The organism is Empedobacter brevis NBRC 14943 = ATCC 43319 (genome assembly GCF_000382425.1).
GTDB classification, from domain to species: Bacteria; Bacteroidota; Bacteroidia; order Flavobacteriales; family Weeksellaceae; genus Empedobacter; species Empedobacter brevis.
This window is the reverse complement of the sequence record NZ_KB908292.1, coordinates 201,687-220,054: the sequence shown is the minus strand read 5'-3', so window position 1 is coordinate 220,054 and position 18,368 is coordinate 201,687. Positions and strand designations below refer to the sequence as shown.

11 protein-coding genes are annotated in these 18,368 nt (G+C 34.3%); 9 read left to right on the top strand and 2 right to left on the bottom strand.

What is annotated here, in order from left to right; all coding sequences use genetic code 11:
- Complete coding sequence (locus H277_RS0104265) at positions 1 to 1,623, bottom strand: RagB/SusD family nutrient uptake outer membrane protein (protein WP_051094528.1); 1,623 nt, start codon at positions 1,621 to 1,623, stop codon at positions 1 to 3.
- A gap of 10 nt (positions 1,624 to 1,633) precedes the next feature.
- Positions 1,634 to 4,564: a SusC/RagA family TonB-linked outer membrane protein gene (locus H277_RS0104260; protein WP_019974340.1), complete on the bottom strand. Its 2,931-nt coding sequence runs from the start codon at positions 4,562 to 4,564 to the stop codon at positions 1,634 to 1,636.
- A 223-nt stretch (positions 4,565 to 4,787) separates the two neighbouring features.
- On the opposite strand from H277_RS0104260, the gene H277_RS0104255 reads away from it, so the two are divergent.
- The 9 genes from H277_RS0104255 (at position 4,788) to H277_RS19630 (ending at position 18,367) form a co-directional block, all read left to right on the top strand.
- Positions 4,788 to 5,807 carry a LacI family DNA-binding transcriptional regulator gene (locus tag H277_RS0104255; protein WP_019974339.1) on the top strand — a complete coding sequence of 340 codons (1,020 nt, stop codon included), beginning with the start codon at positions 4,788 to 4,790 and terminating at the stop codon, positions 5,805 to 5,807.
- 160 nt (positions 5,808 to 5,967) lie between these two features.
- Positions 5,968 to 7,314: an MFS transporter gene (locus H277_RS0104250; protein ID WP_019974338.1), complete on the top strand. Its 1,347-nt coding sequence runs from the start codon at positions 5,968 to 5,970 to the stop codon at positions 7,312 to 7,314.
- Entirely contained in the window at positions 7,295 to 7,975 is a 681-nt protein-coding gene (gene pgmB, locus H277_RS0104245; RefSeq protein ID WP_019974337.1) for a beta-phosphoglucomutase, read from the top strand. Before H277_RS0104250 ends, pgmB begins: the two co-directional genes overlap by 20 nt.
- A gap of 27 nt (positions 7,976 to 8,002) precedes the next feature.
- A complete protein-coding gene (locus H277_RS0104240) occupies positions 8,003 to 10,300 on the top strand; it encodes a glycoside hydrolase family 65 protein (RefSeq protein ID WP_019974336.1) in 2,298 nt (765 codons plus the stop codon).
- 113 nt (positions 10,301 to 10,413) lie between these two features.
- Entirely contained in the window at positions 10,414 to 12,267 is a 1,854-nt protein-coding gene (locus tag H277_RS0104235; RefSeq protein WP_019974335.1) for a glycoside hydrolase family 13 protein, read from the top strand.
- A 98-nt stretch (positions 12,268 to 12,365) separates the two neighbouring features.
- Positions 12,366 to 14,543: a glycoside hydrolase family 97 protein gene (locus H277_RS0104230; RefSeq protein ID WP_019974334.1), complete on the top strand. Its 2,178-nt coding sequence runs from the start codon at positions 12,366 to 12,368 to the stop codon at positions 14,541 to 14,543.
- A 66-nt stretch (positions 14,544 to 14,609) separates the two neighbouring features.
- On the top strand, positions 14,610 to 16,265 hold the full coding sequence (locus H277_RS0104225; protein ID WP_019974333.1) for an alpha-amylase family glycosyl hydrolase: 1,656 nt from the start codon (positions 14,610 to 14,612) through the stop codon (positions 16,263 to 16,265).
- 25 nt (positions 16,266 to 16,290) lie between these two features.
- Positions 16,291 to 17,676 carry an alpha-amylase family glycosyl hydrolase gene (locus H277_RS0104220; RefSeq protein WP_019974332.1) on the top strand — a complete coding sequence of 462 codons (1,386 nt, stop codon included), beginning with the start codon at positions 16,291 to 16,293 and terminating at the stop codon, positions 17,674 to 17,676.
- Between the two features lie 79 nt (positions 17,677 to 17,755).
- The gene (locus H277_RS19630) at positions 17,756 to 18,367 is read left to right on the top strand and encodes a PepSY-like domain-containing protein (protein ID WP_019974331.1); all 612 of its coding nucleotides are present in this window, start codon (positions 17,756 to 17,758) and stop codon (positions 18,365 to 18,367) included.
- Position 18,368 lies beyond the last annotated feature (1 nt).

Sequence of the window (18,368 nt, the reverse complement as noted above, 5' to 3'; positions counted from 1 at the left end):
TTAGTAACCAGGATTTTGAGTTAAATTTGAGTTGACAGCCAAAGCATTGAATGGAATCGGATAAATTGTTCTGTGGTTATCCACATTCATTCCATTTGTAATTCCTCCTTTGAATGGCCAGTTGTAATTACTCGTAAATCTATTGAAACGAATCAAATCTATACGACGTGTTCCTTCCCAATACATTTCACGAGAACGTTCAGCCAATATAAAATCTAGATTAATAGACGTTACATTTCCGGACGTATTTCCATAGGCACGTTCGCGTAATTTGTTGACATAACCAAGTGCAATACCTGTATCACCTCCACCTCTTAATGCAGCTTCTGCATAATTAAGATACATTTCAGCTACACGGAAAATCGGAATATCTACATCTGCATGTTCACCAGTATCATTATTTCCATTTGTTCCATCAGATTTTTTATTAGAAAATTTTGTAATCGCATAACCTTGTTTAAACTCAGAAACATTTTCAATTTCAAAAGTTTGTCCATCAGAATGAAACATGGCACGTTTATCTCTCCATGAGGTTGGATTCCCTTCCGAATTGCTTTGAGAAACAGAACTTGAGAATTGGTTGACTAATGCCTTTGTTGTACGGGGACCTCCCCATCCTCCATTAACACCAAAATCAGCAGGAGCCATAGTGCCTCCTATTTTTGATTTAACAATGAATGTTGCTCCTCCGTAAGTTGTAGAATAGCGTCCATCAAAATTAATGGCAAATATATTCTCGTTTTGTGCGCCATTTGTGTCGTTATCGGCTAAAAATAATTCATCATAAGCAGTTCCGTTATTATTTTTATCAATGGTATTTAAGATATAACCAGATTCGATTGCTTTTTTAGAGTATTCGGCAGCTTCCTTGTATTTATTTTGGCTGATATATACTTCTGAGTTTAAATATAAACGAGATAATAATGCATATGCAGCTACTTTGTCTACACGTCCATATTCATTAGTTCTGGGTTCTGCTAATAGAGTTTCTAAATCTTTTAATTCAGATTCAACGAATGTATAAATTTCCTGACGGTTATTTTGTTTTGGTAATTCTAACGAGACTTTAGTTACTAAAGGAACATTAGCAAATAAATCCATTAAATTATAATAAGCATAAGCACGAATAAAACGAGCCTCAGCAACAAACTTTTTTACTTCTTGATCTGTTTCAGCTAATCTTTCAGCTTTTTCGATAAAAGAATTAGAGAATGAAACGGTCTGTGCTAAACGAAAGTACATCGCTTCTACAAATGGATTACTTGCCCCCCAATCCATAGCATGTAAGTTAGGTAATCCTGCATCTCCCCAACCAACAATAGCTTCGTCTGTTGTTAACTCATTTAAATAAAACATCAAACGTGTATATTGAGAGGTTCCTTCGTCTACACCTACAATGTCTGGTTGCCCGGCAGGTCCTTCTTGACCTGTTAGAGATAAAGAAGCATAAATTTTACCTAATGCAGCTTTAGCTTGTTGAGAGTTAGAGAAAACTTCATTTTCTGTTACCATATCAGGATCAATCGGATCTAAATTCAAATCATCATGACAAGATGTTAATGTGAACAATGAAAAGATTCCAATTAAAGCGATTTTATTAATATTGAATATGTTTAATTTCATTTTTTTCTTTTTAGAAGTTAACATTTAAACCAAAGACAAATGTTCTTGGTCTTGGATAAAAGTTTCTATCAATTCCGTCAAAAACTTCAGGATCAATTCCGTCATAATTTGTAAATAAAGCGACATTTTGTACTGCGCCGTATAAACGGACATCCATACCTTTGATGGCTTCTTTTAAATTGTAACCTAATGTAATGTTATCAATTCTTAAAAAAGATCCATTTTCTATATAATGATCACTAGTTAAGTTTGTTGCTGTAATAGCAGAGAAACCTGTATTGTAGTAATCTCTATGTACGTTTGATAAATAACCTTGACCATTACCTGTTGCTTTTGCTAAATATCCTTTTGCAGAAGCTACATTGTTATATACATAATTTCCAATGCTGGCACGGGCAGTTGCAGATAAATCCCAGTTTTTGTATCGGAATCTTGTGTTGAATCCCATAGTTACATCAGCAAATGGACTTTTGTGTAAGTAACGATCGTCTTCATTGATAACACCGTCATTATTTAAATCTTCATAAGCACCTTCAATCGGTTTTCCATTTGAATCATAAATTTGTTTGTAAACTAAATATGAAAAAGGTGTATACCCTTCTTTATGAACTTGAACATTGATTCCTGTACCTCCATCAATTCCTCCGATGTAATTGTCATTTTTTAAATTAACAATTTTATTGTCGTTGTACGCAATGTTATAGCCAAAAGACCAATCAAAATCTTTGGATTTGATAATGTCGGCATTAATGCTAAACTCAATTCCTTTGTTTTCCATGTCTCCAATATTTTGTTTAATTTTATTAGAGAAATTTGTAAACTGATCTACATAAACTTCAGCAATCAAGTCTTTTGTTTTCTTTTGGTAAACATCTAAGCTACCGTAAATACGGTTTTTAAATAAGGCATAATCAATTCCAATATTCAATGTATTAGAGATTTCCCATTTCAAGTTTGGATTTACTTTTTCAGGACGATAAACCTGATAAAATTTATCCCCAAACTGATATTGAGCAGATGATAAACTTTGGGTATAACGAGTTAAGAATAAATAATCTTCTAAGCCATTAACATTACCAACTTGACCATAACCAACTCTTAATTTTAAATCACTAAGAGTCTTATTTCCTTTCAAGAAATCTTCATTTGCAACGTTCCAAGCAAATGCAGCAGAAGGAAAATATCCCCAACGATCATCAGGATTTAATTTTGAAGAAGCATCTGCACGTAAAGTAGCGGTTAGAATATAGCGGTTATCATAATTATAATTAACGCGGCCATAGTATGATAATAATACACTTTCGTATTTATCGATAACAGCTGCTATCTGTCCAATTTCAGCCTTTTCAGAATCAAAAGAAAATTTATCAAAACCAAATTTTTGATAACCATAACCAACAACAGCATTAAGTGCTGAAGCTCCGATAGTTTTGTTATATGTTAAATAAGCATCTAATAATTTGTTTGAAAATTCGTTGCTAAAATTAGAATAAGCTCCGTCCCATTTTGTATTTTTACTTGGTAATGCATAGTTAGAAACTTTTCTACCATTCGCATTTGTAATGTCATAACCTACATTTACAGTAGCAGTCAAATCAGGCAAGAAATGTAACTTATAGTCGACTTTCGCATTCCCTGCAAAACGTCTTGTTTCAGATGTGTCGTTTACTTCATTTAATAATGCAATTGGATTATTAGGAGTTAAATCTTTCAAAAAATATTGTCCATCTATTAATTGAGTGTAAACGTTATATCCTTGCCAAGAATTAATTCCGGTTGAATAAACAGATTGTGTAGGATCAAATTCTAAAGCGGCGCCAATAGCATCACGATTAGCAAAAATATTTTCGATATAAGATCCCCTTGCATTAATTTCAAATTTTAAATGATCATCTAAGAAAGTAGGATTTAAGTTAACACTCATTGTTGTACGATTAATGTTATCCCCTTTTAGAATTCCATCTTGATTTGTATTCGAAATAGAAAAACGAGATGGCATAAAATCCCCAATTTTTCCAACAGCGCTAAAATTATGATCAAACCCTATTGCTGTTTTATAAATTAATTTTTGCCAATCCGTATTTGTATTACCTAGTTTTGCAATATCATCAGCAGTTCCGTGTTGTTTTACAAGAGCTCTAAATTCTTCTCCATTCATTAAATCAACCATTTTGATTGGATCATAAACAGAAGTTGTAGAATTGTAACTGTATTTAAATTTTTTCCCTTTTCCTTTTTTTGTCGTAATCAAAACAACTCCATTGGCGGCACGAGAACCATAGATGGCAGTGGCTGAAGCATCTTTTAAAATGGTCATGGTTTCGATGTCATTAGGATTTAAGAAATCCAATGGATTTCGAGAGCCTCCAATTTTTTCATCTGATAATGGTAGTCCATCTACAACATAAAGTGGTTCACGGTTTAAAGAAATTGAACTGTTACCACGAATTAATATTTTTTGATCATCTCCAGGAGCTCCTCCGCTAGATGTTACTACAACACCAGCAATTTTACCTGTCATTAATTCTTGTGCAGAAGTAATAGATCCTTTATTGAAATCTTCAGAATTTAACTGATTGACAGATCCTGTAACATCTTCTTTTTTAGCAGTTCCATATCCTATTATCACAACTTCTTTTAAGTTCTCAGTTGTTTTAGCCATGCGAAGTTGCAATTGAGTTTGTCCGGCATAAGTCAACTCCTGATCATCATAACCAAAGAAACTGATTACAATGACATCACCGTCATTTGCTTCTAATGTAAAGTTTCCTTGTTCATCAGAAATTGTTGATTCTCCTGTTGTGATGTTCGAAACATCAGCTCCAGGAAGAATTGCATTGTTTGTGCTATCATATACCGTTCCTTTTACTGCAGTTTGTGCAGATAAAATTGCTGGGCTTGATAAAACTAATGCAAGAAGAGATTGTTTTAAAATCCTCATATATTTTCCGTTTTGTTTCGTTAATTTTTAATTTATATTTTTACTTCTCAATCTCAAATGTAAGTTGTTTAATTGATTGATTGTGTATGTGGTACACTGAGAAATAACACGAAAACGTTTTCGTGTTAATAAATAATTAAATTATTTATAGAAGTGTGTTAATTTTAAATAAAAAAGGCGGAAATTAGTAAAACAAGATTGAGGGTTAAGTAGAAAGAAGATTATGAAAAAGAATTTGACATTAAAGCAAATTGCAAAAGAGTTAGATGTTTCGATATCAACAGTTTCTAAAGCGTTGAAAAATAGTGAAGAAATTAGCGAAGCAACACGAAATAAGATTCAGGCATTTGCGAAATTATACAATTATAAACCAAATAATATTGCATTAAGTCTTAAAAACCGTAAAACGAAAACCATTGCGGTTATCATTCCCGAAATTGTTCATGACTTTTTCGCCATGGTCATTAGCGGGATTGAAAATCTAGCGAATCAATATGGATATAATGTCTTAATTTGTTTGTCAAATGAATCTTACGACCGGGAAGTCCTTAACATGGAAATGCTTGCGTCAGGAAGTATTGATGGTTTCGTGATTTCTCTTTCTAAGGAAACCCAAGCCAAGAAGGATTATCATCACATCAAAGAGATTATCAATCAAGGAATGCCTGTCGTAATGTTTGATCGTGTAACGCGTGAAGTGTATACCGATAAAGTGATTATTGATGATGTACTTGCGACACAAGAGGCGATACAGTACTTCATAAGTAAAGGTCGTAAGAAAATAGGATTCATCACGACACCGGATTATATCAGTGTAGGAAGGCTAAGAACAGAAGGTTATAAGAGGACATTGGAAGCCAACGGAATTGAAATTGACGATAATTTAATATTAAGAGTCGAAGATGAAAGTCAATTAGATACGATGATTGATGATTTTTTTGAAAAGAACAAGTTTGATGCAGTGATGGCAGTAAACGAATTATATGCTGTTAAAGTGCTTAGAGCTGCATTAAAAAAAGGGATAAAAGTTCCGGAAGATTTACATATAATCGCATTTACAGATGGTGTAATTTCCAAAAACTCAATTCCCAGCATTTCTACAGTTAAACAAAATGCATTTAAAATGGGGGAAATTGCTGCTCGACTTTTGATCCAAAAACTAGAGTCTGAAAATGAACATGAGCATTATATTACGGAAGTTGTAGGTACTGAATTATTGCACAGAGAAACTACAACGATTTAGTAAGTTTTTTTTGGATAAATAATTGTTACAGTTGCAATAATCCCGAAAAAATGTTTTAACATTGTAATCAAATCAAAACATATTTTTACTTCTCAAACAAAAAAATATAGTTTTGATAAGCATAAAACGCTTATCGTAAATACATAATAAAATTACGATAATGGAAAAGCGTAGATTGGGATTTCTGGAAATCTGGAATTTAAGTTTCGGATATTTAGGAGTTCAAATGGGATTCGCTTTGCAAAATGCAAATGCGAGCCGAATTTTAAGTTCGTTTGGTGCTGATGTACACGAACTGTCTTGGTTTTGGATTGTAGCACCATTAATGGGATTGATTGTTCAACCTATTATTGGTCACTATTCAGACAACACATGGTCTAAATTTGGACGAAGAAAACCTTACTTTTTATTAGGAGCTTTACTTGCTTCATTTGGATTAATTTTAATGCCTCAGGCAGGAGCATTTACTGCAATTATGCCTGCGTTATGGATGGGAGCCGGTTTCTTAATGATTATGGATGCTTCGTTTAACATCGCAATGGAGCCGATGCGTGCATTTGTAGCGGACATGTTACCTTCTGACCAACGTACATTAGGTTATTCTATCCAAACAGTTATCATTGGTTTAGGAGCAGTAATAGGATCTTGGTTGCCGTATGTTTTAAGTAATTGGTTTGGAGTATCGAGTACTGCCGCCGCCGGAGAAGTACCTTTTCATTTAATCTTATCATTCATAATAGGTGCAATTGCGATCATTATAACTGTTCTAATTACCGTATTTACGACGAAAGAATATACTCCCGAACAATTAGATGCTTTTGAAAAAGCGGAAAGAAGAGAGTCTTTAACAGAAGAAAAAGCAAGTTTAACACAAATTTTCACTGATTTTGGTAACATGCCAAAAACAATGAAGCAATTAGGTTTAGTCCAATTTTTTACGTGGTTTGCTTTATTCGGGATGTGGGTTTTTGCTACACCGGCAATTGCACATCATGTTTATGGTCTTCCGCTAAGTGATACACATTCAGAAACGTATCAAAAAGCAGGCGACTGGGTTGGAATAATCTTTGGTGTATATAACGCGGTTTCTGCAATCTTTGCATTCTTCTTACCTGCATTGGCACTAAAAATTGGTCGAAAAACAACGCACGCAATTTCTTTAATTTGTGGAGGATTAGGATTAATCTCCATCTATTTTATTCACGACCCGAAACTTTTAATCATCTCAATGATTGGTGTGGGAATCGCATGGGCTAGTATTTTATCGATGCCTTATGCTATTTTAGCCGGAGCTATTCCAGCTAAAAAAATGGGCGTATACATGGGAATTTTCAATTTCTTTATCTGTATGCCTCAAATCGTCAACGCTCTATTGGGCGGTCCAATTGTAAAATATATTTATCACGATAATCCCATTTACGCAATTATGACAAGTGGCGTTGCTCTCGTATTAGCGGCACTTTTTGTAACACGAGTAAAAGATGTGGATGAACCAATCAAAGCATAAAATTTTGAAAACGAAAGCATTTATTTTCGATTTAGACGGTGTCATTGTTGACACCGCGAAATATCATTTCTTGGCATGGCAGAAAATTGCAAGAGCCTTGGAAATTAATTTTACACACGAACATAACGAACTCTTGAAAGGAGTTTCGCGTGTTCGTTCATTAGAAATCATTCTTGGATTAGGAAATGTTGAAGCAACAGATGAACAAAAAGAGCAATGGTTGGTTCAAAAAAATGAAGATTATTTAGAATACATCAACAAAATGGACGATTCAGAAATTCTTACGGGAGTGATGAATGTTTTAAATTTTCTAAAAGAAAATAACCAGCCAATTGTTTTAGGTTCTGCTTCTAAAAATGCTCGTCCGATTTTAGAAAAAGTAAATATTCTGCATTATTTTGATGACATTGTTGATGGAAATGATGTTTCGAATGCAAAACCAGATCCTGAAGTATTTATTGTAGGAGCAAAGAAAGCAAATCAACCAAATGAGAACGCAATTGTTTTTGAAGACTCGGTTGCAGGCATTCAGGCAGCTAATATTGCAGGAATGATAAGTGTTGGAATCGGAGAACCTTCGGTTTTAAACGAAGCAAAATATAATTTCAACAACTTTACCGAAATCACAGAGGAATTCTTAATGGAATTAATCAATCAATAATTTTTTACAATCAACATACAAAACAAAATGAATCAAGATTATATCATCCCGAATGCGTGGTCAATTATCGAAGAAGGGTTTGAAAAAGATCGAGTGAAATCGTCAGAAAGTTTATTTTCTATTGGTAATGGGGCGATGGGGCAACGTGCTAATTTCGAAGAATTTTATTCAGGGGATACTTTTCAAGGAAGCTATATTGCCGGAGTTTATTATCCTGACAAAACAAAAGTGGGGTGGTGGAAAAACGGTTATCCCGAATATTTTGCGAAAGTATTAAATGCACCGGTTTGGATTGGAATTGATATCGAAATCAATGGAAAACAGTTCGATTTAAATACGTGTAAATCAATTAAAAATTTCCGTCGTGAATTAAACATGAAAGAAGGTTTACTGTATCGATCTTTTGTTGCAGTACTACCTTCCGGTTTAGAAATTGAAGTGAACGTCTGTCGTTTTCTTTCTGAAGATTTAGATGAATTAGGTATCATTAAATACGATATTAAGCCGCTGAATGGAGATGCGAAGATTGTTTACAAACCTTATGTTGATACTCATGTAAAAAATGAGGATGCCAATTGGGAAGAAATTTTTTGGGAACCAATTGGTTCTGAAATCAAAGGAGAACAAGGCTTCGTGCAGGCACAGACTTTTAAAACTCATTTCAATGTGGTTACCTATATGGAGAATACTATTTTCATTAACAATGAAAAACAAGCAATTGCTCCGATAATTTCGACGAAAACGGATTGGAAAGTAGAATTTAGATATGAAATAGAAGTAAAAGCAAATGATGTCGCAACGATTCAGAAATTTGGAGGGTATATTGTCTCTACAAACCATCAGGAAAACGAATTGATTGCCGCTGCCGAAAAGGTACTCAAACAAGCAAATGCTTTAGGTTATCAACAATTGTTAATCAACCAAAAAGAAGCATGGGCGAAAACATGGGAAATGGCAGATATCACGATAGAAGGTGATGTAAAAGCACAGCAAGGAATTCGTTTCAACATTTTCCAGTTAAATCAAACGTATTCAGGAAAAGATGCACGTTTAAATATTGGTCCAAAAGGATTTACAGGTGAAAAATATGGAGGTTCTACATATTGGGATACAGAAGCGTATTGTTTGCCTTTTTATATGGCAACAAAAAACCAAGAAGTAGCGCGTAATTTGTTGATGTATCGTTTCAATCAGTTGGATAAAGCGATTGAAAATGCAGAAAAATTAGGGTTTAAAGCTGGAGCAGCTCTTTATCCTATGGTGACAATGAACGGAGAGGAATGCCATAATGAATGGGAAATTACATTTGAAGAAATTCACCGAAATGCAGCGATAGCATTTGCGATTTTTAACTATACACGTTTTACAGGTGATGAATCTTATATTCCGGAAGCCGGTTTAGAAGTTTTATTAGGAATTGCACGTTTTTGGAAGCAACGTGTGAACTGGTCCAATGATAAAGGGAAATACGTGATGTTAGGTGTGACTGGTCCTAATGAATACGAGAACAATGTGAACAACAATTTCCATTCTAATTATTGTGCACAGTGGTGTATGAACTATTTAGCGGAGCAAGCGGAAAAAGTAAAAACAAATCATCCTGGAGATTATGCGCGAATTGTAGCTAAAACACATCTAACAGATGAGGAATTAACAGAAATGAAAAAAGTTGCTGCGAATATTTATTTTCCATTTAGTGAAGAACATGATGTTTACTTACAGCAAGATGGTTTCTTAGACAAAGATTTAACACCTGTTTCTCAGTTGGCAAAAGAAGAACGTCCGATCAATCAAAAATGGTCTTGGGATAGAATTTTGCGTTCAGCTTATATCAAGCAGGCAGATACATTACAGGCATTCTACTATTTCGAAGACCAATTCTCAAAAGATCAATTGGAAAAACATTTCGATTTCTATGAACCATTAACAGTTCACGAATCGTCTTTATCACCTTGTGTGCATTCAATTCAAGCAGCAACTTTGGGACGAATGCAACAAGCTTATACGTTTTATTTAAGAACTTCTCGTTTGGATTTGGATGATTATAACAAAGAGGTTCACGAAGGTTTACACATTACATCGATGGCAGGAACATGGATGTCAATTGTAGAAGGATTTGGTGGAATGCGAGTAAAGAACGATGCGTTATATTTTGAACCACGTTTGCCAGAGCAATGGGAAGGATTTTCGTTTAAAATCAATTTCCGCAATCAAATCTTAAAAGTTATTGTAAATAAAGGAGAAACAACATTCGAATTAGAAGGAACAAAACCGTTAGAAGTTTATGTTTTCGGAGAAAAGTCTGTTGTTCAACCTTCAATTTAATAAAGGGAAATTCAAGATACCTTGAAAGCCTCGGCTTTCAGGGTATTTTTATTTAAGTTGAAAGTTTTTTAAGTGCTATAAAGAATGGAAATTCAAAACACATTAATTTAATTATGAAAAAAATAATTGCATTAACCTCTTTCTTATCAACGCTTGCATTTGCTCAAATTCAAAAAGTAGAGCCAATGTTTTGGTGGAAAGGAATGAAGAATCCGGAATTGCAGATTTTGGTTTATGGAAAAAATATCAATAAATATTCCATTGAATTATCGGATCAAATTCAAATTAAAGAGATTCAAAAAACAGAAAACCCAAATTATGTTTTTGTGACGATTGATACGAATGAAGTCAATAAATCGTCATTTAAAATTCATCTTAAAAATAAAAACAAGGTTGTTGATTCGTATACATATGAGTTAAAAAATCGTCAATCAAATTCTGCAAATCGTCAATCATTTTCATCAAAAGATGTGGTGTATTTGATTATGCCTGATCGTTTTGCGAATGGTGATGAGAATAACGATTCTAAAAATGAATTGACAGATAAAGCCAATCGTACTGTTCCTGATAGCAGGCACGGCGGAGATTTACGAGGAATTATCAACAACTTAGATTATTTACAGAATCTTGGAGCGACGGCTGTTTGGTTGACTCCGGTAAATGAAGACAATGAGAAGCAACATTCGTATCACGGTTATGCTCAAACGGATTTGTATAAGATTGACGGGCGCTACGGAACCAACGAAGACTATCGCGAATTATCTCAGAAATTAAACCAGCGTGGAATGATGCTGATTCAGGATTATGTGACCAATCATTGGGGATTATCGCATTGGATGATTCAGGATTTGCCTTCACAAGATTGGATTCATCAATTTCCGGATGGAGGTTTAAAAGGATTTAAACGCTCTAACTATCGTACAACATCTCAATTTGATACCAATGTTGCAGAAGTCGATAAAAAGGAAGCATTGAACGGATGGTTTGATTTGACAATGCCAGACATGAATCAATCGAACCCTCTGGTATTAAATTACTTGATTCAAAATGCAATTTGGTGGATTGAATATGCTGAATTGGGCGGAATGCGTGTGGACACTTATCCGTATAATGACAAAGAAGGAATGGCAAAATGGGTCAAAGCCATTACAGATGAGTACCCTAATTTTAATGTTGTAGGTGAAGCATGGATGTATTCACCGGCGCATATTTCGTATTGGCAAAAAGATTCGAAAATTGCTGAAATCGATCATTACAATTCGTACCTACCTTCTGTGATGGATTTTAATTTATTTTCAGAATTGCCAAAAGCAATCAAAGAAGAAGAATCTTGGGACGGAGGAATGATAAAGCTTTACAATTCATTTACGAATGATTTTCTTTATCCTAATGTCAACAACATGTTTGTCTTCATGGAAAATCATGATACAGAACGTTGGAATGAAATCATGAATGGAAATGTGAATGATTATAAATTAGGATTAACGTTGATTTCAACTGTTCGTGGGATCCCGCAGATTTATTATGGTTCTGAAATCGGAATGCGTGGAGATAAAAGCAAAGGAGATGCAGATATTCGTCGCGATTTTCCCGGAGGTTGGAAGTCAGATAAACAAAATGCTTTTTCAACTGCCGGAAGAACAGTTGAGCAAAATACTTTTCACGATTTTACAGCAAAAATTTTAAATTGGAGAAAAAATAAGGAGGTTGTTCATTCAGGAAAAACAAAGCATTATATGCCGGTAAAGAATGTATATGTTTATTTTAGATACAATGAAAAAGAATCGGTGATGGTGATTCTGAATGCTAATTCGGAAAAACAAACATTCAAATTAGATCGTTTTGCTGAATCATTGAATGGGATTACTTCTGGAAAAGATATTCTCTCAGACAAAAATCTTTCAATTAATTCAAAAGAAGAAATCTCAATAGACGGAAAAACTTCAATGATTATTGAGTTGAAATAGGAATGTCACGCCAAGCCCGTTTTAGAATCATATAAAACTAAGGGATAAGCTGAAACAAGATTAGTTTGACACTAAAGAAAAAAACAAAAACAAGAAATATGAAAAACTTTAAGTTTATACTAGGTGTAGGAATCGCAATGATGAACATGGTTTATGGACAAGAGTTAAAGTCTCCGAATGGTGATTTTGTAATGGATTTCTCTTTGTCTAAAGATGGAAAACCAACTTATCAATTAAAATATAAAGGAAAAGATGTGGTTAAACCAAGTCATTTAGGATTTGAGTTTAAGACGAAACATAAAGAAATGGATTTTGCAGTGCAGGATCGTGTTGAAGACGAGAAGGCAAAAGATATTGCAAATTTTTTATCAGGATTCACAATTGTTGATACAAAAACATCAACAGTTGACGAAACCTGGAAGCCTGTTTGGGGAGAGGTAGATAAAATCAGAAATCATTTTAATGAATTGGCGGTTGCAGTTTCTCAACCCAATACAGACCGACAAATGGTGATCCGTTTTCGCTTGTTTGATGAAGGGTTAGGATTCCGTTACGAATTTCCAGAGCAAAAGAATTTAAAATATTTTGTAATTAAAGAAGAGCATTCACAGTTCGCAATGGCTGGCGATCATACCGCTTTTTGGATTCCTGGTGATTATGATACACAAGAATATGATTTTACAGAATCTAAATTGTCAGAAATCAGCAGCTTATTTGATAAAGCTTATATCGGAAATGCGTCTCAAAAAGCATTTTCAAAAACAGGGGTTCAAACGGCATTAATGATGAAAGCGACAAATGGTCTTTACATCAATTTACATGAAGCAGCTTTGATTAATTATCCTGCCATGAGTTTAAATCTGGATGAGAAAACCTTGACATTCGAATCTTGGTTAACACCAGATGCTTTAGGAGATAAAGGGTATTTACAAGCGCCTTTCAATACGCCTTGGCGCACAATTATAGCGAGTGATGATGCAAGAGAAGTTGCGTTTAAAGGACCTCAATTAATCTATAATTTAAATGAACCTTCGAAAATTAAAGATACATCTTGGATCAAACCTGTTAAATACGTTGGTGTTTGGTGGGAAATGATCACAGGTAAAAGTTCTTGGGCGTATACGGATGAATATCCAACGGTTCAATTGGGTGTTACGGATTATAAAAATGCAAAACCCAACGGAAAACATGCTGCAAACAATCAACATGTAAAAGAGTACATCGATTTTGCTTCTGAACATGGTTTTGATGCTGTTTTGGTAGAAGGATGGAACGAAGGTTGGGAAGACTGGTTTGGAAATCATAAAGACTATGTTTTCGATTTTGTTACACCTTATCCGGATTTTGATGTAAAAGCATTGAATGCTTATGCAAAATCTAAAGGTGTAAAAATTATGATGCATCATGAAACTTCAGGTTCAATTCGTAATTACGAAAGACACTTGGACAAAGCGTATAAATTTATGCAAGACAATGGTTACAACTCTGTAAAAAGTGGATATGTAGGTGATATTGTTCCTCGTGGTGATTATCATTACAGTCAAAATACGATCAATCATTACCAATATGCAATAGAAAAAGCAGCTGACTATAAAATTATGGTGAATGCACATGAAGCGGTTCGCCCTACAGGTGTTGCGCGTACATGGCCAAACTTAATCGGAAACGAATCTGCTCGTGGGACAGAGTACCAGGCATTTGGAGGTTCAAAACCAAATCATGTCACAATTCTACCGTTTACAAGACTTTTAGGAGGGCCAATGGATTATACACCTGGAATTTTTGAAATGGATGTAAAAAAATTAAATCCGAATAATCATTCACATGTAAATTCTACAATTGCGAATCAGTTGGCATTATATGTTACAATGTATTCACCTTTGCAAATGGCAGCAGATATCATTGAACATTACAAACGTTTTTCTGATGCTTTTCAGTTTATCAAGGATGTACCAGTAGATTGGCAAGATTCTAAATATCTTGAAGCAGAGCCTGGGAAATATTTGACGATTGCACGTCAAGACAAAAATTCAAACAATTGGTTTGTAGGAAATGTAAATGGTACAGATGCTCGCTCGACAAAAATCAAATTAGATTTCTTGGAGAAAGGAAAAAAATACGAGGCGACAATTTATGCTGATGCAAAAGATGCACATTATAAAACAAATCCTCAGGCTTATAACATAGAAACAAAGAAAGTGGATGCTAAATCTAATTTGAATTTAACGTCTGCTCCGGGTGGAGGTTTTGCAATTAGTATCAAAGAAATTAAATAAGCAATAAAAGTAATGAGTGTTGAGTTTTTCTCAACGCTCAGCGCTTAAAACTCAACACTTTTTACAATGAAAAAAATACTTTTCTCAATAGGGATTGCGTCTTTGTTCTTAAGTTCTTGTTCTAAAACAACAACACAAGTAACACAAACTATCCATTCAGAAAAACAACCATTTGTCTGGAATGCTGCAAATGTCTATTTCTTATTGACAGACCGATTTGAAAATGGTGATAAGAAGAATGATATAAATTATGGACGAACAGCAGAAACAGCAAAATTAAGAGGTTTTGAAGGTGGAGATTTTCGTGGGATTATCAATAAAATAGAGGATAATTACTTTTCTGACTTAGGGGTCAATGCAATTTGGATGACACCAATTGTTGAACAGATTCATGGCTTTGTAGATGAAGGCCAGGGAAAAACATACGGATTTCATGGCTATTGGACAAAAGATTGGACTTCGATTGATAAAAACTGGGGTTCTGACAAGGAATTACAAGAATTAATAGACAAAGCGCATTCAAAAGGTATCCGAATCATGTTAGATGCGGTAATCAATCATACAGGACCAGTGACAAGTTCGGATGGTGTTTTTCCTGCAGATTGGGTTCGTGTTTCACCTCAATGTACATATGATTCTTACAAAATGACAATCGAATGTACTTTAGTGAAAAATTTACCGGATATTCTAACTGAATCAGAAAATGATGTGATGCTGCCACCGCAATTATTAGCCAAATGGTCTAAAGAAGGGCGGTTGGAAAAAGAAGTAGCAGAATTGAATGCATTTTTTCTAAAATATAATCTTCCAAAAGCACCGAAATATTACATCATGAAATGGCTTTCAGATTATATTCGCACATATGGAATAGATGGTTATCGGGTGGATACAGTGAAACATACGGAAGAAGATGTTTGGAAGAAATTTGAAGAAATTTGTCAAGATGCTTTTACTAGTTATAAAGCAGCAAACCCATCAAAAGTATTGGATGAAAATAAGTTCTTCCTTTTGGGAGAAGTGTATAATTATTCGATTAATGATGGACAACAATTTCACTTCCCTGACAAAGCGGTCAATTATTTTGAAAATGGATTTGATGCTTTAATCAATTTTGATTTGCGTTCAACACAGCAAGAATCTAATCAGGCACTATTTAATCGTTACAATGATATTCTTCAACACAAAATGAAAGGAAAATCAGTGATGAGTTATATTACTTCTCATGATGATGGATCTCCATTTGATAAAAACCGCGAAGATTCATGGGAAGCAGGAACTAGATTGTTATTAACTCCGGGAATTTCTCAGATTTATTACGGTGATGAAACTGCTCGTTCATTAGAAATTGAAGGTGTTGATGGAGATGCCAATCTTCGTTCAAAGATGAATTGGAGTGATATTCAACCTAATTCGGAGACAGAATCTTTATTGAATCATTATAGAAAATTAGGACAATTCAGAAGAAATCATCCTGCTGTTGGTGCAGGGAATCAAACTGATTTACAAAATTCTCCTTATCTTTTTACAAGAAAATATAAAACGGATGAAGTGGTAATCGGACTAAAGATGCCTATTGGTGTAAAAACAATCAATATAGATTCAGTTTGGAAAGATGGAACGAAAGTTCGTGATGCTTATGCCGGAATATCAGGAAAAGTTATCAATGGACAATTGAAATTGGATACACCATTTGAGATAGTCTTATTGGAAAAAATAGAGTAATTTTTAAAACGAATAAACGAAAAAAATGATACAAAAAATAGTTGGTTTAACATTGGTTGCAACATTGTTTTTAACAAGTTGTAACAATAAAAAAGAAACAGAATCCAAATCTGTCACATCTGAATTAAAGCAGAAAGGAATTTTGCCTTTTACAGCTGATATGGCAGAGACTTCAGTGATTTATGAAGTAAATGTTCGTCAGTTCTCTCCGGAAGGAACTTTTGCGGCGGTAACGAAAGAAATTTCGAACATCAAAAAATTAGGAGTTAAAATTCTATGGATTATGCCAATTTACCCGATTGGAGAAGAAAATAGAAAGGAAGGTTTAGGATCCTATTATTCAATAAAAGATTACAGGGGAATTAATCCGGAATTCGGAACTGCCGAAGATTTCAAGAAATTGATAGATGAAGCACATAAAAATGGGATATATGTCATCCTGGACTGGGTTGCCAATCATACTGCTTGGGATCATCCTTGGGTGAAGCAACATCCGGATTGGTATGAACAAGATAAGAATGGTAAAATGCATTCCCCTTATGACTGGAGTGATGTTGTAGCGTTAAATTTTGAGAACAAAGAAATGCGCAAACAAATGATTGCCGATATGAAATATTGGTTAGATGATTTCAAAATTGATGGTTTCCGTTGTGATATGGCGCACGAAGTTCCAACTGATTTTTGGGAAGAAGCGAAACCTCAATTAACAAATGGGCGCGAAATATTTATGTTGGGGGAGACTGAAAAACCGGAGCTTTTAGTCAATGCATTTGATGCTGCTTATGGTTGGGAATTTCATCATATTATGAATGATATTGCAAAAGGGAAGAAAAATGTTTCAGCAATTGATACCTACATGGATTCTATCCCTAAAAAATGGCAAGCAGATGATTATAAATTATTGTTCACATCTAATCATGACGAAAACTCTTGGGCAGGAACAGAATACGAAAGAATGGGAGATGCGGTTGAAACTTTTGCGGCATTAACATATACTTTACCGGGAATCCCATTGATTTATAATGGGCAGGAAGAAGATTTTAACCGTCGTTTAAAATTCTTTGTTAAAGATTCCATTGATCGTAACCCAACAGCAAAAATGAGAGGTGTTTATGAAAAATTAGGAGAACTTAAGGTGACGAATGAAGCTTTTAACGGAGCGAAAAAAGCAGCGTCATATGAACGTTTAAAAACATCTGATGATAAAGCTATTTTAGCTTTTAAGCGTAAGAAAAATACAACAGAAGCTTATTTTGTGGCGAACTTGACAAAGTCAGCGAAAGAGATTACAGTTCCAATAAACGGAAACTATAAGAATTTTATGAACAATGAAGAGGTCACATTCGATGCAACAACCAAACTGAAATTGAAACCGTGGGAGTATTTAATTTTAGTTCAAAAGAAAAAATAGATTCTTAAAAGCTGGTTAAATTTTAACCGGCTTTTTTTTGTGGTATAATGCTTGTTGATAAACGATTAAAATCCAAATCATGAGAAAAATAGCATTATCTATAGCAGCTGTTGCGGTCTTTGCATTGTATTCGTGCAATTCAAAACAAGCAGAAAAAACAGAAGTCATTTCAAGTAAAGCCGAAACGCCGGAACAGCCTATCGCGTCAGAGAGCGATATTCCCAATCATACAGAATCAGCTACTCTCCAAAATTCGTATGCTGTTTTACAAGACAATGGGCAGCAAAAAACAGTTGCTTTAGATCCGAATGAAACAGTGATTGCCGCGAATAACCTGCCGGTAAATGCTCAGAATTTTGTTTCGAGAAATTTCGGAAATATCGAGTTTTTGAATGCGGTGAAAGAAGTTGAACGAAATGTTGCCACATATAATGTTCAGTTAAAAGACGGAACTAAAATTGAATTTACGGAGAATGGAGATTGGATTGAAGTGAAAAATGGTTTAGGAAAAGCAATTCCAATCAAATTTTTCCCGGAGAATATCGTGAAATACCTTCAAGCAAAATATCCCAAAATCGATGCAAAATCAATAGAAATTGACGAGAAGGATAAAGAAATTAAAGTCGAATTGTTGCAAAATAAAATTGATTTGAAATTCGATTTGAATGGAAATTTTATCAAAATTGATTAAA

What these genes read in the sequence shown, in the direction of transcription:
- H277_RS0104265 (WP_051094528.1), bottom strand. Translation starts at nt 1,623, where the DNA reads ATGAAATTAAACATATTCAATATTAATAAAATCGCTTTAATTGGAATC.
- H277_RS0104260 (WP_019974340.1), bottom strand. Translation starts at nt 4,564, where the DNA reads ATGAGGATTTTAAAACAATCTCTTCTTGCATTAGTTTTATCAAGCCCA.
- H277_RS0104255 (WP_019974339.1), top strand. Translation starts at nt 4,788, where the DNA reads ATGAAAAAGAATTTGACATTAAAGCAAATTGCAAAAGAGTTAGATGTT.
- H277_RS0104250 (WP_019974338.1), top strand. Translation starts at nt 5,968, where the DNA reads ATGGAAAAGCGTAGATTGGGATTTCTGGAAATCTGGAATTTAAGTTTC.
- pgmB (WP_019974337.1), top strand. Translation starts at nt 7,295, where the DNA reads ATGAACCAATCAAAGCATAAAATTTTGAAAACGAAAGCATTTATTTTC.
- H277_RS0104240 (WP_019974336.1), top strand. Translation starts at nt 8,003, where the DNA reads ATGAATCAAGATTATATCATCCCGAATGCGTGGTCAATTATCGAAGAA.
- H277_RS0104235 (WP_019974335.1), top strand. Translation starts at nt 10,414, where the DNA reads ATGAAAAAAATAATTGCATTAACCTCTTTCTTATCAACGCTTGCATTT.
- H277_RS0104230 (WP_019974334.1), top strand. Translation starts at nt 12,366, where the DNA reads ATGAAAAACTTTAAGTTTATACTAGGTGTAGGAATCGCAATGATGAAC.
- H277_RS0104225 (WP_019974333.1), top strand. Translation starts at nt 14,610, where the DNA reads ATGAAAAAAATACTTTTCTCAATAGGGATTGCGTCTTTGTTCTTAAGT.
- H277_RS0104220 (WP_019974332.1), top strand. Translation starts at nt 16,291, where the DNA reads ATGATACAAAAAATAGTTGGTTTAACATTGGTTGCAACATTGTTTTTA.
- H277_RS19630 (WP_019974331.1), top strand. Translation starts at nt 17,756, where the DNA reads ATGAGAAAAATAGCATTATCTATAGCAGCTGTTGCGGTCTTTGCATTG.